This window comes from Altererythrobacter sp., from assembly GCF_050299635.1.
Taxonomy (GTDB): domain Bacteria; phylum Pseudomonadota; class Alphaproteobacteria; order Sphingomonadales; family Sphingomonadaceae; genus Erythrobacter.
In genome coordinates, this window is the sequence record NZ_JBNKWF010000016.1 from 36275 (window position 1) to 60952 (window position 24678).

Below are 24678 nucleotides of genomic sequence, written 5' to 3' on the forward strand. Positions count from 1 at the left end.
GCTCATTGGCCGGGTGCCTCCGGGAAAGACAAAGCCTTGTAATAGGCAAGATCGTGAGCGGGTGGACGGGCCCCCGCCGGTAGATCCAATCCGTTGATCGATTGCCAATATGCGATGGACGCATCGCGCCACCAGATCGCTTCCTTCACCTGGATCGCGAGCAATGCCCGTTCGGCCGCGAAACGCTCAGGATCGACAAATTGCTCAAGCGAATTCCACTCTTCCCGCAACTTCTCGGCAGCTGCCACGCCGCGGTCATACCGACTGACCAATTCGTGCCAGAGTGTTCGACCCGACTGCGTTTCAAAGTCCCAGGCGACATGATGAAACCAGAGCAGATAATCCTCGTCCATCGCGTGCGGATCGATCCAGGCTTTCGCAATTGCCGGAGCATATTGCGAGAGCGCATTGCTACCCGTTGCCGTCCGGTCGAAGCCGATCCCCGACTTGTCGGCGCGGTGATAATAGCACGGGTTCCACTCTGGCCGTTCCAGGTCACAAACCCAGGGTGCAGGCCCATAGTGATGGTCCGTGCCCATCAGATGCGCCAGACCCATGGGTGTCATGTAATCGACGACCGCTTGCCGGCTCTCAAGCATCATCGGAACCACGACGGAAAGGAATTGCGGGTCGACCGAAAACGTCTGTACCGCCCACTCGCGTGCGATCTCTTCGCTTCCAAGGGCGGGATCCCATGCCAGCCGCCCGAAAGCATACCAATTGGCCTGGTCGAAGATCGAACCGGTCCAGTTGCGGTCAGATCCGATGTTGGCGACGCCGGCCATGCCGCCACTGGCGACGGAATCCGCAACATTGCCTCGAGCACCGGTGTCCGCTTGCAGGGCTTCTGTCCACATCGGGCCAAGGAAGGCGAGATGGCTCGCAAAGCCGAGATATTCCTTGGTTGCCTGCACCTCCAGCATCTTGCGGGTGCCGGGCATCGCGCCAAACAGTGGATGGAAGGGTTCGCGCGGCTGGAAATCTAACGGCCCGTTCTTGATCTGGAGGATGACATTGGGCGCGAACTTTCCATCGAGCGGTTCGAATTCGGCATAGGCCTGTTTGGCGCGGTCGGTTTCGTCCTCGGCGGAATAGACGAAGGCACGCCAGATCACCGTCCCTCTGTCACTCAGGGCGGCGGCAAGCATGTTCGCCCCGTCGGCATGGGTGCGGCCATAGTCCTGCGGTCCCGGCTGTCCTTCGGAATTGGCCTTGACCAGGAATCCCCCGAAGTCCGGAATTTCAGCGTAGATCGAATCAGCCCTGGCTTTCCACCAGTTCCGGACGTGTGGATCGAGCGGATCGGCCGTGTCGAGCCCGCCAATATCGCGCGGTGCACTGAAGCGTGCAGAAACGAACAGACGGATACCATAAGGCCGCCAGGCATCGGCCAGACGCTTCAGCTTGGGCAAATAGCGATCGGTGAGAAAGAGCGGGCTGGCGTTGACGTTGTTTACGACCACCGCGTTGATCCCGATCGACGCATTGGCCCGCGCGTAGTCGATCATTCGCTGATCGAGCAGTTCCGGCAGGTGCCACCAATCGAAGATCGACCTACCGGCGTAGCCGCGCTCGACATGACCGTCAGGATCATCCCAGTGATTGAGCATGCGAAGCGGCATCGCCGGGTGCTCGTCAAGCGCGACGGACATGAGCGGCTTGCCTTGCGAAATTTCCCGCAGCAGCGCGAAGGCTCCATAGAGGCAGCCAGCCTGACCCGGTGACACGATGCGCAGGCCCCGCTGCTCGGGAACGATTCGAAATGCCTCGCGATCCGCGCCATTGGAATGGCCGCATTGCAAGACGATCGATGCCCGCGTGGCCTCGCCCGCATTGGCCTCACTTGCACCGAGTGAGGCAAGGCTTCGCTGCAATTCGGCATATGCGAGCTTTGCGCCCGGCCCATCGCTCTGGCCGGAAACGGAAGTGATTACAGGGGCCAAATCCCGCAGCGCCTGCCCGGATTCTCCTGTCAGCGGGGCGTGGCGCAACCAAAGATCATAGCCATCCTCGGCACTTGCGGCAGGCGTCAGCCAGAATGCCGAAACCAGCAAACAGCACGTTGCCGCAATCCGGTTGACAAGACACCTCTCTCTCATCATGGTAGCGCTACCACAAAGCGGCGATCAGTCAAGCCGCATGAGAGAGAGATGTCACAAATGAAGGTAAGATTGAGCCTCGCTTTGGCCACTGGTGCAGCAATGCTGGCAATGGCCGCACCGGGCCTGCAAGTCGCCGCGCAAACGGTTCCCGCTTCCGAAGTCACGGCTGCAAGGCCGATGGCAGATGCACCCTATTGGAACGCAAACCTGCCCGTCGAGCAGCGGGTAGCTGACCTCCTCTCGCGCATGACTCTGGAAGAGAAGATCGCCCAGATGAACAGCATCTGGAACGAGAAGCCCGAAATCCAGCGCGACGATTTTACCTTCGATCCGGCCAAGGCACAGGCGAAGTTCCCCAATGGCATCGGTTTCTACACCCGTCCATCGGATAAGAAGGGCCCCGGAAGCCCGCGTGAACTGGCGCCACGTTCGATCGAGGAAAGCGTCGCCTATGTGAACGCAATGCAGAAATGGGCGCGCGAAAATACGCGCCTTGGCATTCCGATCATGTTCCACGAGGAATCGCTGCACGGTCTGGCCGCGCGCGACGCGACGAGCTTCCCCATGCCGATCGGCCTCGCCTCGACCTGGAATCCCGACCTCGTCCGCGAGATCAACGATCTGATCGCTGGCGAAGTGCGCTCGCGCGGCGTGTTCCATGTGCTCTCCCCGGTGGTGGATGTCGCTCGCGACCCACGCTGGGGGCGGATCGAGGAAACCTTCGGCGAAGATCCCTTTCTTGTCGGCGAAATGGGCGTTGCGGCAGTTGAAGGCTTGCAGGGCAAGGGCAAGGATCCGAAGCTGGGCGCAGGCCAGGTCATGGCAACGCTCAAGCATATGACCGGCCACGGCCAGCCCGAAAGCGGCACCAATATCGGCCCGGCACCTTTGGGCGAGCGCACCCTGCGCGAAATGTTCTTCCCGCCGTTCAAGCAAGTGGTCGACCGCACAGCAATCGCATCGGTCATGGCGAGCTATAACGAGATCGACGGCATCCCCAGCCATTCGAACGTCTGGTTGCTGCAAGACGTTCTGCGTGGCGAATGGGCCTACAAGGGAGCGCTGGTTTCAGACTATTTCGCAATCGAGGAGATGGTCTCGCGGCACCGCATTGCCGCTGACATCCCCGAAGCGGCACGGATGGCCCTGCGTGCCGGAATCGATATCGATTTCCCCGATGGCGTTTCCTTTTCCACTCTGCTGCAGCAAGTGAAGGATGGCAAAGTATCGCAGGCGGCCATCGACGATGCAGTGCGCCGTGTCCTGACCATGAAATTCGACGCCGGACTTTTCGAGCAACCCTTTGTCACTGATCTCGGCCCCGCCCTTTCGTCTGACGGACCGGCCGGAATCGCGCTTGCGCGCAAGGCAGCCGACCAATCGCTTATCCTGCTCAAGAACGAAGGCGTCCTGCCGCTGAACCTGCCTGCTGATGGCACGAAGCCGACGATCGCCGTGATTGGCCCCAATGCCGCGGTTGCGCGACTGGGCGGATATTACGGAATCCCGCGCAAGACCGTCAGCCCGCTTGAAGGGATTCGCGCGTTGGCCGGAAGCAAGGCCAATCTCGTCTATTCGCCGGGCGTGGAGATCACACTGGATGACGATTGGTGGGTCGACGAAGTCGAACTCGCCGATCCTGCCAAGAACCGCCGGATGATCGCCGAAGCGGTCGAAGCGGCAAAAGGCGCGGACACGATCCTGCTGTTCATCGGCGACACCGAACAGACCAGCCGCGAAGGATGGGCCGACAACCACCTAGGCGATCGCGACAGCCTTGATCTGGTCGGTCAGCAGAACGAGTTGTTCCAGGCATTGAAGCAGCTTGGCAAGCCGATCGTAGCGGTGCTGGTGAATGGCCGCCCGCCGAGTTACCCTGCCATTGCCGAAGGCGCCGATGCAGTGCTGGAAACCTGGTATGCCGGCGAACAGCAGGGCAATGCCATAGCCGATGCCCTGTTCGGGCGGACCAATCCGGGCGGCAAACTTCCGGTAACGGTGGCGCGCGAAGTTGGCCAACTGCCGGTGTTCTACAATTACAAGCCGAGCGCGCACCGGGGCTATCTCTTCTCCGATGTCTCGCCGCTCTATCCGTTTGGATACGGCCTTTCCTACACCAGCTTCGACTTTGGAGCTCCATCCCTTTCCGCCGAGACGATCCGTCCCGGTGACGGCGTGACCGTGCGCGTTCCGGTCAGCAACAAGGGCAAGATGACGGGTGACGAGGTCGTGCAGGTCTATCTCCGCGACGAGATCAGCTCGGTCACGCGGCCAGTGAAGGAACTCGCCGGTTTCAAACGCGTCACACTGAAGCCCGGCGAAACGCGAATGGTCGAAGTCGATATCCGGCCCGAGGCTTTCTCCTTCTGGAACCGTGACATGAAATTCGTGACCGAGCCGGGAAGCTTTACCTTGATGGCTGGCCCCAACTCGCGCGATGTGCAGTCCGTAACGCTTACGGTCGCGCCATGAACCGGCGCGGCGCCTTGCGCTTGCTGGGTGGAGGCAGCCTGGCAGCACTGGCAACGGCCCAGTCACCGCTTGCCTTCGCAAAGTCGGGTCCGATCTACCGCGATCCTGCAGCCCCGATCGCTGCGCGCGTCGAGGACCTGATGTCACGCATGACGCTGGACGAGAAGGTCGCACAGATCCGCACTGCCTGGGCGCAGAAAGCGGAAATGATCGACGATCTAGCGTTCAACGCGCGCAAAGCCTCGGCAGCATTTCCAGACGGTATCGGCCATGTTGCGCGCCCATCCGACAAGCGTGGTGTGCCGGGCATAACGGGCGCTGCGGGCGGAACCGCTGCCCGCTGGCGGACGCCGGAGCAGACCGTCGCCTTCATCAATGCGCTGCAGAAGTGGGCCTTGGAAGAGACCAGGCTGGGCATCCCCGTTCTGGTCCATGAGGAATCGCTTCACGGCTACATGGCAACCGAAGCGACCATGTTCCCGCAGGCCATCGCACTTGCCGGCAGTTTCGACACAGATCTGATGCGTCGCGTCCAGTCGGTCATTGCGCGCGAAGTGCGCGCGCGCGGCGTACCCTATGTCCTTTCACCCGTCGTGGACATCGTCCGTGACCCGCGCTGGGGCCGGATCGAGGAAACCTGGGGCGAAGACCCCTATCTCGTGGCGGAAATGGGCGTCGCGGCCGTCGAAGGGCTGCAAGGCCCCGGCAAGTTCGAACGCCTTGCCCCTGGCAAGGTTTTCGCCACGCTCAAGCATATGACCGGCCACGGGCAGCCCGAATCCGGCAATAACATTGCGCCTGCGCAATTTGGCGAGCGCGACCTGCGCGAAAACTTCTTCCCGCCATTCCGTGAGATCGTGCGGCGTACCTCGGTCGGCGCGGTCATGCCGAGCTATAACGAAATCGATGGCGTCCCCAGCCACGCCAACCGCTGGTTGCTGACCGATGTGCTGCGCGGCGAATGGGGTTTCGACGGGATTATTGCGAGCGATTATGGCGCGGTGCGCGAGCTTGCCAGCCTCCATTACGTCGCCACAGACAGCGCCGATGCAGCGCGTCAGGCACTTGAAGCCGGCGTCGATAGCGAGCTTCCCGACGGCAGGACCTTCGCGGACCTGGCAGAACAGGTAAAAGCGGGAGCCATCCCCGTCGAGCTGATCAACCAGGCTTGTGCGCGAATGCTGACATTCAAGTTCCGCGCAGGATTGTTCGAGAATCCTTACGGCGATTGGGAAAAGACGCGGGCTATCACCGGCAATGCCGAAGCGCGCGCGCTTGCGCTGGACGCCGCGCGGCGCAGCATGTGCCTGCTTACGAACAACGGAGCGCTGCCGCTCGACACGAAGTCGGCAGGCCGGGTCGCGGTGATCGGTCCAAACCATGCGATAGCGAGGCTGGGCGGCTACTCAAGCGTACCCAAACGTGCCGTCAGCCTGATAGAGGGGCTCCGCGCGGTTGCGCCACAGGTGGACTTCGTGACCGCACAGGGCGTCTTCATAACCACCAGCGAAGATCGGTCCGTCGATGAGGTTGAACTTGCGCCCCGCGATCGCAACTTCTCGCTGATCGATGAAGCGGTGGAGGTAGCCAGGACCGCCGACACTATCATTCTGGCGATCGGGGATACCGAGCAAACCAGCCGCGAAGGCTTTGCCCGCAATCACCTGGGCGACCGGACCGATGTGGATCTGGTGGGCGAGCAGAACGCGCTGTTTTCTGCGCTCCGCAAGCTCGGCAAGCCATTGGTGGTCTGCGCAATCAATGGTCGCCCGCCGAGCTGGCCGCTGGTTGTGGAACAGGCCGACGCGCTGCTCGAATGCTGGTATCCCGGCCAGGAAGGCGGAACCGCCGTGGCGGAAACGCTGTTCGGCATCAACAATCCCGGGGCAAAATTGCCTGTCAGCGTCGTGCGCGAATCCGGGCAGGTCCCGCTATTCTACAATCACAAGCCGAGCGCGAGGCGCGGTTATCTGTTTGCGGACAAGACCCCGCTTTTCCCCTTTGGCTTCGGCTTGAGCTACACCACATTCGACATCGCAGCGCCTGTGCTTTCGGCAAGCAAGATCGGTGTGGATGACAGCATCGAAGTGACCACTTCGGTGTCCAACACGGGGAACCGCAAGGGCGACGAAGTCGTGCAACTCTACATCACCCGCACCGATGTTTCCGTGAGCCAGCCCGTACTGCTTCTCAAGGGATTCGAGCGGGTGACGCTTGAACCGGGAGAATCGAAGACACTGCGCTTCACCCTCACGCCCGCCAATCTCGCAATATGGGATCGAACGATGCGCGAGACCAATGAACCGGGACCGGTCGAGGTTCATATCGGCAGCAGCAGCGCGAGCCTGAATTCCGTTCAATTCGAAATCGTCGACGAAGCAGTCGACGCGATGATGGAGTCCAATCTGTGACAACCGAACTGCGGGCCAGCCGCCGCACTCTACTTGGCGGCATTGCGGCCACGCCGCTGGCAGGCTGCATACCGGCCGGCTCGGCCATCCCCGCAAGCCCGGCCTTGACGCAGGGCCCCAGCCTGGACGCATTGGCGCAGGGTACCGGTCGGCGCTTTGGCAGTGCAATTTCATGGAACACCCGAAATCGGGATTCCGGATCGGTCCAGAACCCGCTTTATACGGAGCTGGTGCTGGCGGAATGCGGCATCGTCGTTCCCGAAAACGAAATGAAGTGGCAGCGCCTGCGCCCTGCTCCCGATGTCTATGATTTCAAGGCCATGGATGGCATCGTGCGCTGGGCGCGCCAGCACGGCCTTGCGATGCGCGGGCACACGCTGCTCTGGCACCGCCCGAAATGGTTCCCCAAGTGGCTGAACGACTATGATTTCGGGGCAAACCCGGTGCGGGAAGCGGAGCGGCTGGTGACCGAACATATTCGCACGGTCGCTGCGCGCTATCGCGACGAGATTTCCTCATGGGATGTCGTCAACGAAGCGATCGACCACGATAGCCATGGAACGCTGGAGACCAGCCTCAGCCGCGCGATGGGAAGCCCGGAAGCGGTGCTGGACCTGGCATTCCATACCGCTCGCGAAGCGCTGCCCGGCAAGCAGCTGGTTTACAATGACTATATGAGCTGGGAACCCCAGCACAAAGCCCACTGCAACGACGTGCTGCGGCTCCTTGAAGGGTTTCGCAAGCGGGGAACGCCCGTCGATGCCCTGGGCATCCAGTCGCATATCGAGATGTTCGCGATCGATCCCGCGACCGGCGTCGGCCCGTATGCAGAACGCGAATGGCAACGCTTTCTCGATGAAGCCGTCGCCATGGGCTACAAGCTTGTCATCACCGAGTTCGACGTGAAGGACAAGGCGCTACCAGGCGACATCGGTGTGCGCGACACGAAGGTGGCCGACTTTACGCGCCGCTATTTCGACCTGATGCTCGACTATGACGAGTTGGGCGACATTCTCGCCTGGGGCATGGTCGACAAGTACAATTGGCTCCAGGGCTTCGCCCCTCGAGACGACGGGCTGGAAGTACGCGGATGCCCCTATGGCTCGGACTTTGAGCCGAAGCCGATGCGGAACGCACTTGCCGCCAGCTTCACCGCGGCTGCCTGAACTCACTTCACAATCCAGCAAGCGCAGTCCGGGCATTGTCCGGGCTGCGCTCGCGCGATTCTGGCCCATGAATCAGGCCCGTGAGCAGGCCCAAACGCCAAACCGCCGCCCCGGATAACCGGGACGGCGGCAGCGACCCTTCAGGTCCCGTTATCTAGAACTGGCCGCGGATGATGAAGGAGAATCTGCGGTCGTTCATGAAGTAGGACCTAGGGGCAAGATCTTTCGGATCCCCGGTATAGGCCTGGGTCGTCTTGGTCACTTCGTTGAGCAGGTTCACGCCCTGCACACCGACCTTGAGCCCATCCATCACGTTGAAGAAGAGCGATGCGTCAAGCTGCCCCGTCGGCTCGTTGAAGATCGAGTAATAGGGGAAGATGACGTCCGAAGCCGTCAGCAGGAAGCGTGATCGCCAGTTGTAGGCGGCACGCATCGAGATCGGGCCCTTCTCGTAGAAGATCGTCGCATTGAAATTGTGTTTGGACAATTGCTCCAGCGGCAAATTGCCGGGAGGCACGGTCGATGTGTTCGGCAGACCGCCACCATTCAGGAACGTATTCGGAAGCCCGCTGCTCTTGAGATAGGTGTAGTTGGCGGAGAGACCCAGCCCATCGAACGGCTGAGGCAGGAACTCGTATGTCTGCTGATAAGCAACCTCGAACCCCTTGATCTTCCCGGTACCGTCATAATTGGCCGGCCCGCGGATCGACACGGTTTCGGTTACACCGTTGCTGACAATGTCGCGCGAGGTAACCTGTTGATAGAAGAAGCCCTTCACGCTCTTGTAGAAGGCATTGAAGGTCAACGAACCGACCCGTGCAAAATACCATTCCGCGCTGGCGTCAAACTGCCAGGCCGTCGCCGGATTGAGGAACGGATTGCCAGCCGAAGCTGTGAGATTGCCGCCCGTAGCGCCCAACCCGATATTCAGGAAGTTGCGAAGATAGGCATTATCCGGGCGCGAGAGCACCTTCGATGCAGCCAGGCGCAAGATCAGGTCATCGGACAGGCCGAACTTGAGGTTCATGCTAGGCAGGAGATAGTGATAGCTCTTGCGCGCGACATCATAGTTGGTCGCTCCGGCTCCGGCCCATGTCTGTAGTGCTTCATACCCCGCCTGTCCGAGCAAACACACACCGCCAGGGGCACTAGGCTGGGTACCAGGAGGCGCGCCCTCCGGAGGCGGAATCAGCGCGCAGCGAACGTCATAGGTATCGGTGATGTTCAACGCGCCCTGGCTGGGAACACCGATGCTGCCCTGGGAAGTGACGTCGGAATTGACGTATCGCAATCCGACATTGCCGGACATACGCACACCACCAAACAGATCGTCGCTTCCGAAGGACAATTTGAGATAGGTTGCCCAGTCCTGCTGGGTGATCGGCTGGATGTCTTCAGGCAGATAAGGTGTACCGCTGATTGCGCCACCACGGGCAGCGAGCGGATTCCAGGTCGGGGATGCGCCCAGCGCAATGGCCTGATTCTGGATCGACTGGAAATAGGCGACAGACTCGTCATAATCATTGATCAAGTCGCCGGAGTAATAATAGGCTCCCGGAGGAGCGGCTGCCTGTCCGCGGAAGAAGTTCGGAAAGTCGTAACGCGATTGCAGGCCGTCACCCGACGTATCGTCAAAATTGACTGGCCGACTGCCCGACCATGTCTCACTCAACATGCCCCAGTTGTAGGTCGTGTAGCGGACGGTTTGCGAGCGGTCCTGATAGCGTGCGCCGACTTTGATTTTCCGGATGAAAGAATCGTCATCGAATTCGTAATCGAGGTCGCCAGCAAAGGCATACTGCGTTCCGGTGCTATCCTCGATGTGATCCATCGCTGCCCGCCAGAACTGGAACCGTGGGTCGGAGAAATACTCGGCGTCAGTGGCATTGACCAAAGCAGCGTCAGGCGTCGACCAAGTATATCCCAGATATTGCGGTTTGTGCGGGATGACTTCAGGATACTTCCCGCTGATGTCGAGCTCGCTGTCGGCAAAGGTCGAACCGAAGACGCTGAAGTCGAGGTTCTGTTTGCGCGATTTGGCATATTGCGCATCAAGATTGATCGTAAGCCGGTCGGTCAGCTCACTGCGCATATGAAGGCTGTAATCTTCGTTGGTTGTTTCGTCCTTCACCTGACGGCGCGCCAGAGATTGCTGGATACCACCGATCGGAACATAAGGGGATGCCCCGGGATCGCCACGCCAGCCATTACCGGTGTTCACGATGTAGCCTGACTGGAAGAGGCCATTTGCGTCGTAGGTGTAATTCTCGAAGTCACCCACCGGACACATAGCGATCGGTGAAGCATCCGGACCGGCATCGTTCTGAAGGCATCCGACCGGGAAAGTGTTGTATTCGGCAAGGTCAGGACCGGTTTCGAAAGTGCGCTCTCCCCAAGCGGCGGTGGCATGCGAACGGATGAACTCTGCCGTGATCAGCGTACGCTGATCGACCGATTCGAACTGGGCGGAAACGGCAAGACCGTCACGCTTGCGATCATATTCCTGCCTGCGGAACTGGCCGCCGACCGGTGCGACAAGCGAACTCGCAAAGTCGGCAAATCCATCGGCTCCAGCAGTCTCTGGCGTACCGCAAGCCGAACCGCCTGCTGGAAGGGTCATTGTATCGCTGTCGGATGGCAGCGAGTTGCGGCAGACGATCGTGTCCGACGTATTGGCGGCAATCACTTCCGTGTTATCACGCGTCTGGTAGTTGGCGATATGCAGGCCATCGGCGCGGCTCTTGAGCTTCGAATAGGACCCGCTGACCAGCAGACCGAAGGTGCCGATATCCGTATCCCATGTGTTGCTGATCAAGCCGGAGAAGGTTGGCGACCATTCCTTGCGGAAATCGCCGTAATTGGCTTCAGCGCTAAATGCGACGTGGAAACCACGCTTGTCGAACGGCTTGCGGGTGTTGAGATTGACCGTACCAGCCAACCCGCCTTCGATCATGTCTGCAGTTGAGTTCTTGGAAATAATGACCGAGCCGAGCAGTTCGGAAGGCACGTCTGCAAAATTGAGCGCCTGCCCGCCGACACCGGCAACGAAAGCAGTACGACCGTTGAACTCGGAGCGGACAAAATTGAGGCCGCGAACAACAACGCCCGAACCTTCGTTGGAGAAGTGATCCGGATCGTTCGAACCTGCAAAGCGATTGATCGCGACACCTGGTACACGCTGCAGCGCTTCAGTCACCGACCGATCGGGCAGCGCGCCAATGTCTTCAGCCGTGATAGCGTCAACAACCGTGTCAGAGTCGCGCTTGATGTTCTGCGCATTTTCCAGCGACTGCCGGATGCCGGAAACGACAATGACATTTTCGGTTGTATTGAGCGTATCGGCGGAATCGTCCGACCCCGCATCATCCTGCGCAAGGGCCTGAGCCGATACGAGTACGCCCCCAAGCGCTAGCAGTGAAGCACCAGTTCGCAGCATCGTCCGTTTTGCCGGACTCATACATGAATCCTTGCAGACATACGTTGTGCGTTTGACCACAGATCAATCCTCCCCATGTTAGCGCTACCAAATAACTGCGTGCGCTTAATCCTTTTAGGAGACCATGCATATCGTTCGCGCCACCACTTGGCAAGAGGGTGGTTTCAGTGCACCGTGGACGTGAAATCGCGCAGTGACGCGAGGAGAGGAATTTTCCGAGATGCGGAATACTGATAACGCTATCGAAAATGTTGTGATCGTTGGTGGAGGTACCGCCGGCTGGATGTGCGCCGCCGCCTTGTCACGCTATTTCAACGACGGGCGCAGGCGCATTACGCTGGTCGAATCGGATGCCATCGGGACTATCGGCGTGGGCGAAGCGACCATTCCGCCGATCGCCAACTTCAACCGTATGCTGGACATCGACGAAGACACTTTCCTGCGCGAGACCAATGGCACCTACAAGCTCGGAATCGAATTTGTGAACTGGGGCGCCATTGGCGATCGCTATTTCCATCCTTTCGGTGACTTCGGCGAGGATTTGCATGGAATCGCCTTCCATCAGCTCTACCTGCGCGAGCGGGCACGCAACCCTGATGCCGGACCGATCTCCGAATATTCCATGTGTTCTGTCGCGGCCGCTGGATCCCGATTCGGCCGACCGCGCGCCGATGCCCGTTCGGCTGTCTCGCAGATCAGATATGCCTATCACTTCGATGCCGGGCTCTACGCCCAGTTCCTGCGCCGCCTTGCCGAGAAGCAGGGAACCATCCGGCGCGAAGGCAAGATCATCCAGGTTCATCAGGACAGTGAGAGCGGCAATGTCGTCTCGGTCGAAGTCGAAAGCGGCGAGAAGATTGCGGGCGACCTCTTCATCGACTGCTCAGGATTTCGCGCGCTGCTGATCGGCGATGCCCTGGGCGTCGGAGTCGAAGACTGGAGCCATTGGCTGCCGATGGACGGGGCGGTCGCCATGCAGTCCGAAAATGCCGAGACGCCTGCTCCATTCACGCGTTCGACAGCGCATGGGGCAGGCTGGCAATGGCGCATCCCGCTGCAGCACAGAACCGGCAACGGTCACGTCTTCTGCAGTGCATTTTGCGATGCCGATGAGGCCGAGCGAATCCTGCTCGAGAACGTCCCGGGCAAGGTTCTGACCGACCCGCGCCTGATTCGCTTCAAGACCGGAATGCGAGACGTCGCATGGTCGCATAACGTCGTTGCGCTGGGCCTCTCGTCCGGCTTCATCGAGCCGCTCGAATCGACGGCGATCCACCTGATCCAGAACGGAATCGCACGGCTTTCAGCACTATTTCCCGACAGGCAGATCAGCCCATTGGAGCGAGACGAATATAATCGCGGCATGCGTGCCACCTATGAGGATGTGCGCGATTTCATCATCCTCCACTACAAGGCGACCCAGCGCGACGATACGCCGTTCTGGCGCGAGATGGCAGCAATGGAAGTGCCGGATTCGCTCGCTCACAAGATGGCATTGTGGGAGCTTCATGGACGGGTCTTCCGCGAGAACGCGGAGCTCTTCGCGCTGCCAAGCTGGGTCGCCGTGATGCTTGGGCAGAATAAATGGCCCGCGCGTCATGATCCGATCGCCGACACTCTGGATGAAGACAAGGTCGCCATCGCGATGAAGCAGATGCGCGAAGGCTATCGCGCCACTGCCGATGCATTGCCCACACAGGAGGAGTTTCTCCGCCGAACCGGCGCATGGGCTGCGGAGCGCGGTGGTGCAAAATTCGTGACGGTGGCGCAAGCATGAACGGGGAAGCAATCGAACGGATCGTCATTGTAGGCGGCGGCACGGCCGGCTGGATGGCGGCGGCGGCCCTGTCGAAGATCATGGGGGGTTTTCCGGGCCTCTCGATTCGGCTCGTGGAAAGCGAAGCCATTGGAACGGTTGGCGTAGGCGAAGCGACGATCCCGCAGATCACGGCGTTCAACCAGATGCTGGAGATCGACGAAAACGAGTTCGTGCGCGAGACGCATGCGACCTACAAGCTCGGCATCGAGTTCGTCGACTGGAGCAAGCCGGGCAGCCGCTATGTCCATCCCTTCGGCCATTACGGCATCGACATGCTCGGCATCGAGTTCCACCACTTCTGGCTGCGGGGCCAGAAGCTGGGCGACACGACACCGCTGGACGCCTATTCGATTTCCGCCATGTCGGGCAAGGCAGGCAAGTTCTACTGGCCCCAGCCGGATCCCAAATCTCCCCTGTCCCGCCTGGGTTATGCCTTCCAGTTCGATGCATCGCGCTACGCAGCATATCTGCGAAAACGTTCCGAAGCCCAGGGCGTCACACGCACGGAAGGCAAAGTCGTCGATGTCATCCAGGATGGCGAAAGCGGCTTCATATCCTCCATCCGGCTCGAAAGCGGCGAGGCGATCGAAGGTGATCTCTTCATCGACTGCTCGGGCTTCCGCGCCCTGCTGCTCGGGCAGACGCTCGGCGTCGGGTTCGAGGACTGGACCCGCTGGTTGCCATGCGACCGGGCCGTCGCCATCCCATGCGAAAGCGGCGGCGACCGCGAACCGCTGACTCGCTCGACCGCGCGGCCCGCCGGCTGGCAATGGCGCATTCCACTCCAACACCGCATCGGCAACGGGCATGTCTATTCGTCCGCACATATGAGCGCTGACGAAGCGACCGACATCCTCCTCGCCAATCTGGACGGCAAACCGCTCGCCGACCCCAACCATATTCGCTTTACCGGTGGGCATCGCACGCGTGCGTGGGAGAAGAACGTCATCGCGCTCGGACTCGCGAACGGCTTCCTCGAACCGCTGGAATCGACCGCGATCCACCTCGTCCAGGCAGGGATCGCCCGCTTGATGGCCTATTTCCCGACGCGTGCTTTCAGCGAGCGCGAGATTGCGCGGTTCAACGCCCAGCACGTGCAGGACTATGTGGACATCCGCGACTTCCTGATCCTGCACTACGCCGCCACCGAACGCGAGGACACCGAGTTCTGGCGCTATTGCCGGAACCTCGATCTGCCTGACAGCCTGGTCGAGAAGATGGAGATGTTCCGTTCATCGGGCCGCGTCCTGCGTGAACACAACGAACTTTTCACGGAAACGAGTTGGCTATCGGTGATGGTCGGGCAAGGCGTCGAGCCGTGTGGCTACCACCCAGCCGCACAGCTTCTTCCCGATGATGAAGTGCTGCAACGGTTGCAACATATCCGCCAGGTCGTCGCCAGCGCGGTATCGCAAATGCCCGAGCAGGAGAGGTTCTTGCAAGAGCAGGGCAGCGCGATCGAGCAAATGGCAAAGGCAGGGGCGTAAGGCCTCTGCCACCCATTATCCCGCCGATCGCAACCAATCGGCATAGGGCGGCGCATAGTCGAGCGCGGCCCGCGCCTTGCGCTCGAATGCCTGGGCAGCGGCCTGAGCCTGTTGCGGGTCGGCAGCGCGGCCCAGCGCCCCGGCCCCACGCTCGAAACCCAATGCGACCAGCAGGGAGTTGAACTCCTGCCCCAGCAGGGGTGCCTCTTCCCAGAATGGCAAGCGCCCGCGCCGCTCGAACTGGTCGAGAGCGGTAGCCAACGTCGCGCTCGGTTCCACTCCCGGAAATGCGCCACGACCGGAAGCACTCAGATAATGCGCATCGAGCGTGTCGCAGGCGCGATCGGCCATCAGGCCGGCACGGCGATTGAACTCCGCCCGCTCAAGCGGATCGATCACCTTGCCTGGCAGGAGTTCGATGAGCAGGTCGAGCTGACGCTGGGCAAGATCGAGATTGAGCGGACCAAGCGGCTCGAAACGTGCCGCCGCATCGCCCAGCGCCACGACATTGCCGCGCCAGGGTTCCTCCGCCCTGCCCGGTGCCAGCGGCACGATGTCGAGCGACTGTGTCTGCAGCACCTGCGCGGCCTGCGCCGCCTCAAGATTTCCCGCTGTTGCGAAGAGCGGCTGCAATCCGTCCCGTCCCGCAGCCTGCCAGATCCAGCCAAAAGGCAGCAATGTCACGCGGTCTTCCAGCGCGATGATCGGCTGGTTGGGCGGCGGCACGAAAATCTGCCGGATCGGCAGGCGATTGCTCCAGTCGATCTGGCGCGCACCGGGCATCCGCGACCAGAGCCGCGCCCCGCTCCCGCTGCAATCGACGTACAGATCCGCTTCGATCCGCTCACCGCCAGGCAGCAGCAGCGCTTCCACCAGGCCGCTATGTCCAAGCTGCGGTTCGCAATTCTCTGCAACTGCGTGGCAGATACCGAGTTTCTGCGCCGCCTCGACCAACAGCGTGTGAAAGGCGGGGACATTCCAACGCATCGCATAATCGAGCTCGGCCAGAGGCGAATGCGCTTCTTCGTCAGGCGGGCAAAAGCGGCCTGCGAGCGCCAGCACTTCGCCCAGCGAGCCGGGAACCGCAGAGCTGGCGTCTGTGCGCGGACCGCCGCCCCAACCACGCGCGAAAGCCGTCTTCAGCGTTGCATCGACCGCAGCGCCATATGCCGCCATGCCTTCAGGCGGACGACCATCGCCCGTCTGCTCGCCCCAGCCGATATAACGCGTGATGAGACGGTGGCTGCCCGATGCGCGCGCGACAATATTTGCTTCCGATATTCCAAGCCGGTCATGCAGCCGGTTACCGAAAGGCAAAGCGCCTCCGATGCGGTCGCACCAGGCGGCGGGATCGGGCGGCAGGCCGATGATCACAACATCGGCTCGTGGCGCGGCGCGCTTCAGGGCAATCGCTGCCAGCGAACCGAGTTGCCCATCGCCCAGCACGGCGATCCGGGTAACGGATGCGCGCGCCTCGCTCATACTGGGTCCGCCAGCCGGGCCGCTTCGGCGTTGAGAAAGTCCGCATGGCCGGGCATGGCCTCAACCTCTGCATCTATGGCGCCACGCAGATTTTCCATGGCCCGCGCAATCCGCTCCGGCTCAGGCAAGGCAGTTCGGGGATCGTGCCGTTCGGGAAGGACGCCCTGCCCCACATAGACTGCGATCCAGCTTGCATCGTAGAACAGGCCCTCCGAATATTTCTCGACCCGGCCCGTCTGGCGCCAGAGCTCCATCTTCCCGGCGAGCGTATCGGGAATCTCCATCGTCCGCGCATGATTCCAGAAGTCCGAATCGTCGCGCGTGGTGGCGTGATAATGCAGGATCAGGAAATCGCGAACGCGATCATATTCCAGATCGACCAGCCGGTTGAACTCGTCCCGGTCCCGCGCATCGATGCCGGATGCTTCGGGGAAGAGTTCCAGCAGATAGGTGACGGCCATTTGCGCCAGATAGATCGAAGTCGATTCAAGCGGCTCGAGGAACCCGCTCGAAAGCCCGATCGCGATGACGTTGCGCTGCCAGCTCTTCTTCCGGCGGCCGGCCCGGAAGCGCAACACGCGCGGATCGGCCAGCGGCTCGCCTTCGGCAGCATTGCGGATCGCTTCGCAAGCCTCGTCTTCGGAAAGGAAGGCGCTGGAAAAGACATAGCCATTGCCCATGCGGTGCTGCAGCGGGATCTGCCAGCGCCAACCGGCGGGCATGGCGGTGGCTATAGTGTAAGGACGCAGATCTGCGCTGGCATGGGTGCAGGGCATCGCGGCGGCACGGTCGCATGGCAGCCAATGGCTCCAGTCTTCCCATTCCTCCTCAAGCGCATCGCCAAGCAGCAACGAGCGGAAGCCCGAACAGTCGACGAACAGGTCGCCTTCAATCCTTCTGCCACCCTTCAGGCACAATGCCGTGACATTGCCGCTTTCGGGATCGCGCTCGACAGAGACAACCAGTCCTTCGGTGCGCGTTACCCCTGCCTTGAGCGAGAACTCGCGCATGAAGGGGCCGAACAGGGTCGCATCGAACTGATAGGCATAGCCATAGCTGGAGGCGAGACTGTCATCCATTGCGGGCGGCTTAAACTTGTTCGCTACGGCCGCGGCGACTGCCAGCGAATAGTCACCCAGCCCACTCACCATGCCCTGGCGATGCAATTCGAGCCACCAATGATGGAAGCCGACCCCGGCGACCTCTTCACCGAAAGAGCCGAAGGGGTGAATGTAACCTTCGCCGATCCGGCCGAAATCGCGGAAGTCGATGCCCAGCTTGTAGGTCGCGTGGGTGGCCTTCATGAAAGCGGCCTCGTCGATGCCGAGGCTCTCGACGAAGCTGCGTATGTGCGGAAGCGTCGCCTCGCCTACGCCGACGATCCCGATGTCTTCGCTTTCAACGAGTTCAACCGTGCATTGACCAGCCAGTTTGCGGGCAAGTGCAGCCGCGGTCATCCAGCCCGCCGTGCCGCCGCCAAGAACGACGACACGGATCGGATCGGCTAGATCATCACTCATGCAATTCCCGCAAGCTCCGGCATGGATGGCGCTGGTTCGCCTTCTTACCCGGTCACGGCTAGCTTACGTGCGCCGTGAAGTCACGCCGCGTTGCTGGCAGACGGGGCATCCCAGCCCTCCATTTCCTCCAGCTCCTTGCCCTTCGTTTCATTGATGAAACGCTTGACCAGGAAGAAGCTGATAACGGCACTGGCCGTGTAGAAGGCATAGGTGCTGGCAAGGCCAAGGTTTTCCGCCATCCAGGGAAAGCTCTGCACAACCGCATAATTGGCTGTCCACTGGGCCAGACCGGCCACAGCCAGCGCGGATCCGCGGATCTGGTTGGGGAACATCTCGCCCAGCATCACCCACATCACCGGCCCCCAACTGACGTTGAAGAAGATGACATAGAGATTGGCTGACACCAGTGCGACGTAACCTGGTGTTTCGGCAAGCTGCAGATTGCCCGCCGCATCCTGCCCTGCGCCGCTGAAGGCCCAGGTCATCGCGCCAAGCGTTACCGCCATGCCGACCGAACCGATCATCAGGAGCGGCTTCCGCCCGATCTTGTCGATCACCATGATCGTCACGAACACCGCCGCGATCGATACGACGCCGGAGATGATGTTGCGTTCAAGCGCGACCGATTCGGAAACGCCTGCGAGCTTCCACAGCGTCTCGCCATAATAAAAGATGATGTTAATGCCGACGAACTGCTGGAACGTGGCCAGCAGCAGGCCCGCCCAGACGATGGGCCGGAAACCCGTGCCAGGCGCCGTCACGTCGGACAGGCGCGGACGATGTTCCGACGAGAAGCTCGCTTCGATCTCGCCGATCTTGCGGGTCGCCGTCTCTTCCCCGAACAGGCGCGTCAGGACACCCTTGGCCTCTGCAATGCGTCCCTTCGCTACGAGGAAGCGCGGGCTCTCCGGAATGAAGAACAGCGATACCAGGAAGACCGCGGCAGGCACGGCCTGGGCCAGATACATCCAGCGCCATGCCTTGACGCCCGCGATTATGCCGAGCGAGTCCCCCGCAGCGCGAGCCACGAAATAGTTGACCACGAACGCGGCCGTAAGGCCCGATATGATCATCACCTGCTGAACGGTCGTGAGGCGCCCGCGGATGTGGGCCGGTGCCACTTCGGAAATGTAGAGCGGGGACAGCACGCTCGCCGCGCCGACCGCCATGCCGCCCGAGAATCGCGCGAGTACGAAGAAGGTGTGATCGCCGGTCGTGCCTTGTATCAGCGCACCGATCACGAACAGCAGCGCCGCCACGATCATCACGCGTTTACGCCCGATTACGTCGGCGAGCCTGCCGGCGAAGAACGCACCGACCGCACAACCGATGAGCAGCGATCCGACAGTAAAGCCGAGCTTGGCCGGGCTTAGGTCGAAGGCCTCGACAAGGCCGCCCTGCGTCCCGTTCACCGCGCCACTGTCATAACCGAACAGCAGCCCGCCGATCGTCGCCACGGCAACGATCGCGCTGATCAGCGCCATGTTCACGCTGCTACGCGAAGTATCCATTTCTTCCCTCTCCCGATTCCCGGCCACGCCAGAATGTTAGCGCTACCTATACCCCAAACCGCTGGCTGGCAACTTCATCCGTGCCTTTGCGGATTCCCTCAAGATTTCCAGTCACCATTGACACGGCGCGGCAGACCCCATGGGTTCGCGTCTTGCAGTGCCGCAGGCCGCAAGCGATCCGGCATGTTCTGGTAGCAGACCGGCCGCACGAAGCGCATCATGGCAAGCGTGCCGACAGATGTTGTCCGCGAATCGCTGGTCGCAGGGAACGGCCCACCGTGGACCATTGCGTGGCAAACCTCGACGCCGGTCGGCCATCCGTTCACCAACACGCGCCCGACCCTGGCGCTCAGTGCCTCGACGACGCTGGCTGCCAATTCGGAATCCTCGTCCGTCATATGGATAGTTCCGGTCAGCTGCCCTTCGAGGCTCTGGATGACGCGGCGCATAGCCCCTGCGCTTGCACAGCGCACGACCAGCGAAGAGCTGCCGAAGACCTCTGCGCCGAGGCTCGCGTCAGCGAGGAAGGCTTCCGCATCGACTTCGAACAGCGCAGCCTGACAGCTATTATCGCCGCCGCTGCTGCCCCGCCCCACTTCGCGGACCGACGCATTGCCCTGCAACGCGCCGACTCCGGCGCCATAGGCAGCACAGATGCCTGGCGTCAGCATGACCTGCGCAGCGCTTTCCGCAATCGCGTCACTCGCGGCCGCAAGGAACTCGTCCAGCCCCTCACCTTCTATCGCGACGACCAGGCCAGGATTGGTGCAGAACTGCCCGGCGCCCATGGTCAGCGATCCGATGAAATCCTTGCCGATGCCCGCTCCGCGATCCGCCAAAGCGCCGGGGAGCAGGACGACAGGATTGATTGCACTCATCTCGGCATAGACCGGGATCGGTTCTTCGCGATTCGCCGCGATTTCGGCGAGCGCAAGACCGCCCGCACGCGAGCCTGTGAAGCCAACCGCCTTGATGCGCGGATCGGCGACCAACGCGCCGCCAAGTTCCTTGGTCGTGCCGGGAAGATAGGAGAACACCCCTTCGGGTAGCCCGCTGGACTCGACCGCGGACTGAATCGCACGGGCCACCAGTTCACCCGTGCCTGGGTGCGCGGGATGGCCTTTCACCACAACCGGGCAACCCGCTGCGAGGGCGCTGGCGGTGTCACCGCCTGCAACCGAGAACGCCAGCGGAAAATTCGATGCGCCGAACACAGCGACCGGCCCAAGCGCCTTGTTTGCACGCCGCACATCGGGCCGCGGAAGCGGTTCGCGATCGGGCAAAGCTTCGTCGATAGTTACATCCAGCCAGTAGCCCGCGCGCACTTCGCTGGCGAACAGGCGCAGTTGGCCACAGGTCCTGCCACGCTCGCCCATCAGGCGCGCCTGCGGCAAGCCCGATTCGCTCATCGCCGTCTCGATCAGCAGATCACCGATCGATTCGATCGCTGCGGCTACCGATTCGAGAAAATCGGCGCGCGCGCCCGGCTGCAGCGACGCGAACGGTTCACTGGCCTCGGCAGCGAGAGCACAGGCCTGTGCGACATGCTCGGTATTTGCCTCCGAAAAGCGAATTGGCAACTCGGCATTGGCTGCCGGATCGAACGCAGCAAACGTCGCTTCGGTCTTGATACAATCTGCACCGACAATGATGCTGCCGTCGAATGTCATGGGAACTTCCAAACCTCCATCGCTTTTTGGTAGCGCTATCATCACATCGCGATCACATAGCGTCAAGCCCGGTCGATGTGGTCGCATCGAGCCACGCAAGTCAACCGGCGAGATCGACCGGCGAATCCGCGAATTTTCTACAAGTGGTACACGCGCTTCAACCGCGCAGAAAATTCAACCCGTTGAAGGAGATATCAGGCCACGATCCTGTCCCGGATCGGCGCGCCGAAAGGTCAGGTCCTGCTTCCCTCGCGACGGGTCAATGAATTTTCGGAATATCGGTTCACCACTTCACCACGATCGCGCAGGGCCTCGCCAATCAGGATCAGCGCGGGGCCATCTCCAAGGGCGGAGCGCGCTGTCAGCGGAAGCAGGCCCAAAGTGGTGCGCAGTCTGCGCTCTTGCGGAAGGCTGGCATTTTCCACCAGTGCAATCGGCGTATCCGGCGATAGGCCATGTCCGAGGAGGTTCTTCGCCACTTCGGGCGCGGCTTTCTTGCCCATGTAGATCGCCAGCGTTGCCTGCGGATCGGCCAGCGCAGCCCAATCGAGATCTAGCGCTTCGCCAGCCCGGGCATGGGCGGTGACGAAAGTGAGCTTGCGTGCAAGACCGCGCAAGGTAAGCGAAGCCCCCAGTCCCGCCGCCGCTGCGCTGGCCGCCGTGATGCCGGGACAGATGCGGACCGGCACGCCCGCCGCACGGCAGGCATCGAGTTCCTCGGTCGCACGGCCGAAGATAGCCGGATCGCCGCCTTTCAGCCGCACAACGCGCTCGCCGGCAAGTGCCGCTTCGACGATCAGCCGGTCGATCGATTTCTGGTCTTTCGAATGGCGGCCCGACCGCTTGCCAACGGAAACCAGCCTGACATGTGGCGGCACCAGGTCGAGCACGCGAGGACCAACCAAAGCATCGTGAAAGAGCACGCTGGCCGCACGGATCAGCCGCTCTGCCTTGCGGGTCAGGAGGTCGGGATCGCCCGGCCCCGCACCCACCAGCCACACGCTTCCAGCTTCGAACTCACTCATTGTGCAGCCTCCTGCATATGCGCGCGCGCTTCCCCGATCAGCCGTGCGATGAGCGGGCGGCAGCTGCCGCAATTGGTGCCCGCCTTGGTGCAATTGCTGACCGAAGCGATGTCGCAAGCCTCATCATTGATTGCCTTGAGGATTTGCTGTTCGCCGATGTCGAGGCAGATGCACACGATTGGCCCTTTGTCGGGCATCGGAACGGACGGCCTGCCTGCAAGCCATTCGGGCGGCGTGGCCGCGGCTTCGCCTAGTTGGCCCGCGATCCAGTCCCGTGAAGGGAGCACGCCATTGCGCGTTACGAACAGGGCAGCGACCAGAGTCCCCTCCGCGTCGCCAACAGCAATGCGCCGCATGCCGCGCTCCAAATCGCTCGCTTCACTGCGCGTTCCCGCGGGCAGCAAAGCATCGATATCGGCGGCTCCCTCTCCGGCCAGTTCGATCAGCCAGCCATTCTCGATTCTTGAGCGCGTCCAGTAGGAAGTTTGCGGCTGAATTGGCTCACGCGTGATGAGGAATGCCCGCCATTCCGGCTTGTAGGCGACAATACAAACGGGCGTATTCTTGAAACCGGGCTGGCCGGAAACCGGATCAGTCAGCGACTGCGCCAACCTGCCGGTCCCGCCGCCCGCGCTCATCGCTTCGGTCCAGTGGATCGGCGTGAAGATCGCGCCCTTGCGCTGGCTGCCTGTCACAGCAACGCGGAAGATGCTGGCACCTTGCGCCGTCTCGACCCGGGCGAGCCCGCCTTCCTCAAGCCCGAATCGCGATGCGTCCTCAGGATTCACTTCGACCAGCGGTTCGCGCCGGTGCGTGGCAAGCTTCGCGCTCAGCCCCGTGCGCGTCATGGTGTGCCACTGGTCGCGATAGCGGCCTGTATTGAGCCGGAGCGGGAATTGCGCATCGGCCGCACGCGGAGCGGGTGGCTCGACGCAGATCAGGTTGGCCTTGCCGTCATCCGTGGAGAACCCTTGCCCAAATGGATGCGCGCCGCCCCATTGGAACGGGGCCATGCCGTCATATTCGGCATCGCTGCAATCGGCCCATTCGGTGAGATCGAGCAGCTTGCCATGCTTGCCCGCCAGAGCGGTCATCGCCGCAAACTCGCGGAAGATCGCGGCAGAGTTCGCGAACGCGAAGGCTTCTTCGTGCCCCAGCCGCCGCGCCACGTCGCACAACACGTTCCAATCGGCCCGCGCCTCGCCCGGTGCATCGAGCAGCGCGCGCTGGCGGCTGACGCGCCGTTCGGAATTGGTGACGGTCCCGTCCTTCTCCCCCCAGCCGAGCGCAGGCAGGCGAATGTCGGCGAACCGCGCCGTATCGGTCTCAGCTATCACATCGGAGACGACCAGCGTTTCGCATTTCGCCAGCGCTTCGCGCACGAAGCCGGCATCGGGCATGGATACCGCCGGATTGGTAGCCATGACCCACAGGAATTTGATCCGCCCGTCATGCACCGCGCGGAACATGTCCACCGCTTTCAGGCCTGGGCCGGTGCAGAGATTGCCCGTGCCCCAGAAGCTGGCGACATCGGCCCGCTCATTTTCCGAAAAGCCCAGATGGCAAGCGAGCATATTGGCCAGGCCACCCACCTCGCGTCCGCCCATCGCATTGGGCTGGCCGGTGATAGAGAATGGCCCTGCCCCATGGCGGTTGATCCTGCCCGTAGCGAGATGCAGATTGGTGATCGCATTGCCCTTGTCCGTGCCGCCCACGGACTGGTTGGCGCCCTGGCTGAACAGGGTAATCATACGTTCATTCGCCGCGACCATTTCGGCAAGCCGGTTGAACTGTTCAGGCGCAATGCCCGCATCGACTTCAAGCGACTCCCAGAACCGGGCGGGTATCCTGCAGCGCTCTGCCAGGAATGCCTCGTCGATCACGCCGCGTTCGAACATTTCGCCCAGCAGCGCATTGAACAGTGCCACATCGCCATCGGGGTCGATCGCAATATGCAGATCGGCCTGCTCGGCGGTTTCCGTCTTGCGCGGATCGATCACCACCAATTTTGCGCCGCGCCTCTCGCGCGCGCGTTCGATCCGCTGCCAGATTACCGGGTGGCACCAGGCGGTGTTCGATCCCACCAGCAGGATCAGATCCGCGCAGTCGAGATCGTCATAGGAACATGGCACCACGTCCTCGCCGAAGGCGCGGTTATGAGCCGCGACCGCACTCGACATGCAAAGCCGCGAATTGGTGTCGATATTTCCGGTGCCGATGAAGCCCTTGGCCAGCTTGTTGGCTACGTAATAGTCTTCAGTCAGGCACTGACCGGAAACATAAAAGGCCACGCTGTCCGGCCCGTGCCGTTCGATGCAGCTGCGCATACGGCCAGCCACTTCATCCAGCGCCCGGTCCCAGCTCACCTGCGCATCGCCCATCATCGGATGGAGCAAGCGCCCTTCCAGACCGACCGTTTCACCCAGATGCGTGCCCTTGGAACAGAGCGCGCCGCGATTGGCCGGATGAACCTTGTCGCCTTCGATCTGCAAGCTGCGCGGGCCGGTGCGGCGGGCGGAAATGCCGCAGCCGACCCCGCAATAGGCACAGGTTGTGCGGACCGGTTTCAACTCAGTG

General features: G+C 61.7%; 13 protein-coding genes. 5 read left to right on the plus strand and 8 right to left on the minus strand.

The features are described from left to right. Window positions 1–2: 2 nt before the first annotated feature. Window positions 3–2102, minus strand: a complete 2100-nt coding sequence (locus ACQY6C_RS09860; protein ID WP_427968272.1) for an alpha-glucuronidase — start codon at window positions 2100–2102, stop codon at window positions 3–5. A gap of 57 nt (window positions 2103–2159) precedes the next feature. On the opposite strand from ACQY6C_RS09860, the gene ACQY6C_RS09865 reads away from it, so the two are divergent. Genes ACQY6C_RS09865 through ACQY6C_RS09875 form a run of 3 tightly spaced genes read left to right on the plus strand, consistent with a single transcriptional unit; the run spans window position 2160 to window position 8151 of the window. Next, window positions 2160–4574 (plus strand): glycoside hydrolase family 3 N-terminal domain-containing protein, encoded by a 2415-nt coding sequence (locus tag ACQY6C_RS09865; protein WP_427968274.1) that lies wholly within the window; start codon window positions 2160–2162, stop codon window positions 4572–4574. Next, window positions 4571–6985: a glycoside hydrolase family 3 N-terminal domain-containing protein gene (locus tag ACQY6C_RS09870; RefSeq protein ID WP_427968276.1), complete on the plus strand. Its 2415-nt coding sequence runs from the start codon at window positions 4571–4573 to the stop codon at window positions 6983–6985. The genes ACQY6C_RS09865 and ACQY6C_RS09870 overlap by 4 nt, the downstream gene beginning before the upstream one ends. Further along, window positions 6982–8151, plus strand: a complete 1170-nt coding sequence (locus tag ACQY6C_RS09875; RefSeq protein ID WP_427968278.1) for an endo-1,4-beta-xylanase — start codon at window positions 6982–6984, stop codon at window positions 8149–8151. Before ACQY6C_RS09870 ends, ACQY6C_RS09875 begins: the two co-directional genes overlap by 4 nt. Before the next feature lie 154 nt (window positions 8152–8305). Here ACQY6C_RS09875 and ACQY6C_RS09880 read toward each other — a convergent pair whose 3' ends face one another. Then, a complete protein-coding gene (locus ACQY6C_RS09880) occupies window positions 8306–11608 on the minus strand; it encodes a TonB-dependent receptor (protein WP_427968280.1) in 3303 nt (1100 codons plus the stop codon). 199 nt (window positions 11609–11807) lie between these two features. Between ACQY6C_RS09880 and ACQY6C_RS09885 the strand changes: the two genes are divergently transcribed. Together ACQY6C_RS09885 and ACQY6C_RS09890 are read left to right on the plus strand one after the other, a co-directional pair. Continuing rightward, complete coding sequence (locus ACQY6C_RS09885) at window positions 11808–13364, plus strand: tryptophan halogenase family protein (RefSeq protein WP_427968282.1); 1557 nt, start codon at window positions 11808–11810, stop codon at window positions 13362–13364. Further along, window positions 13361–14893, plus strand: a complete 1533-nt coding sequence (locus tag ACQY6C_RS09890; RefSeq protein WP_427968284.1) for a tryptophan halogenase family protein — start codon at window positions 13361–13363, stop codon at window positions 14891–14893. The genes ACQY6C_RS09885 and ACQY6C_RS09890 overlap by 4 nt, the downstream gene beginning before the upstream one ends. 15 nt (window positions 14894–14908) lie before the next feature. Here the strand turns inward: ACQY6C_RS09890 and ACQY6C_RS09895 are convergent, their stop codons facing one another. From ACQY6C_RS09895 to ACQY6C_RS09920, 6 genes are all read right to left on the minus strand, one after another. Then, window positions 14909–16375, minus strand: coding sequence for a tryptophan 7-halogenase (locus ACQY6C_RS09895; protein WP_427968285.1), 1467 nt, complete (start codon window positions 16373–16375; stop codon window positions 14909–14911). Then, window positions 16372–17895 carry a tryptophan halogenase family protein gene (locus tag ACQY6C_RS09900; protein WP_427968287.1) on the minus strand — a complete coding sequence of 508 codons (1524 nt, stop codon included), beginning with the start codon at window positions 17893–17895 and terminating at the stop codon, window positions 16372–16374. The genes ACQY6C_RS09895 and ACQY6C_RS09900 overlap by 4 nt, the downstream gene beginning before the upstream one ends. Before the next feature lie 80 nt (window positions 17896–17975). Beyond that, window positions 17976–19406 carry a sugar porter family MFS transporter gene (locus tag ACQY6C_RS09905; RefSeq protein ID WP_427968289.1) on the minus strand — a complete coding sequence of 477 codons (1431 nt, stop codon included), beginning with the start codon at window positions 19404–19406 and terminating at the stop codon, window positions 17976–17978. A 98-nt stretch (window positions 19407–19504) separates the two neighbouring features. Then, window positions 19505–21076 carry an aldehyde dehydrogenase (NADP(+)) gene (locus ACQY6C_RS09910; protein ID WP_427968291.1) on the minus strand — a complete coding sequence of 524 codons (1572 nt, stop codon included), beginning with the start codon at window positions 21074–21076 and terminating at the stop codon, window positions 19505–19507. A 233-nt stretch (window positions 21077–21309) separates the two neighbouring features. Beyond that, window positions 21310–22101: a uroporphyrinogen-III C-methyltransferase gene (cobA, locus tag ACQY6C_RS09915; protein WP_427968292.1), complete on the minus strand. Its 792-nt coding sequence runs from the start codon at window positions 22099–22101 to the stop codon at window positions 21310–21312. Beyond that, window positions 22098–24671 (minus strand): molybdopterin-dependent oxidoreductase, encoded by a 2574-nt coding sequence (locus tag ACQY6C_RS09920; RefSeq protein ID WP_427968294.1) that lies wholly within the window; start codon window positions 24669–24671, stop codon window positions 22098–22100. Before ACQY6C_RS09920 ends, cobA begins: the two co-directional genes overlap by 4 nt. Window positions 24672–24678 lie beyond the last annotated feature (7 nt).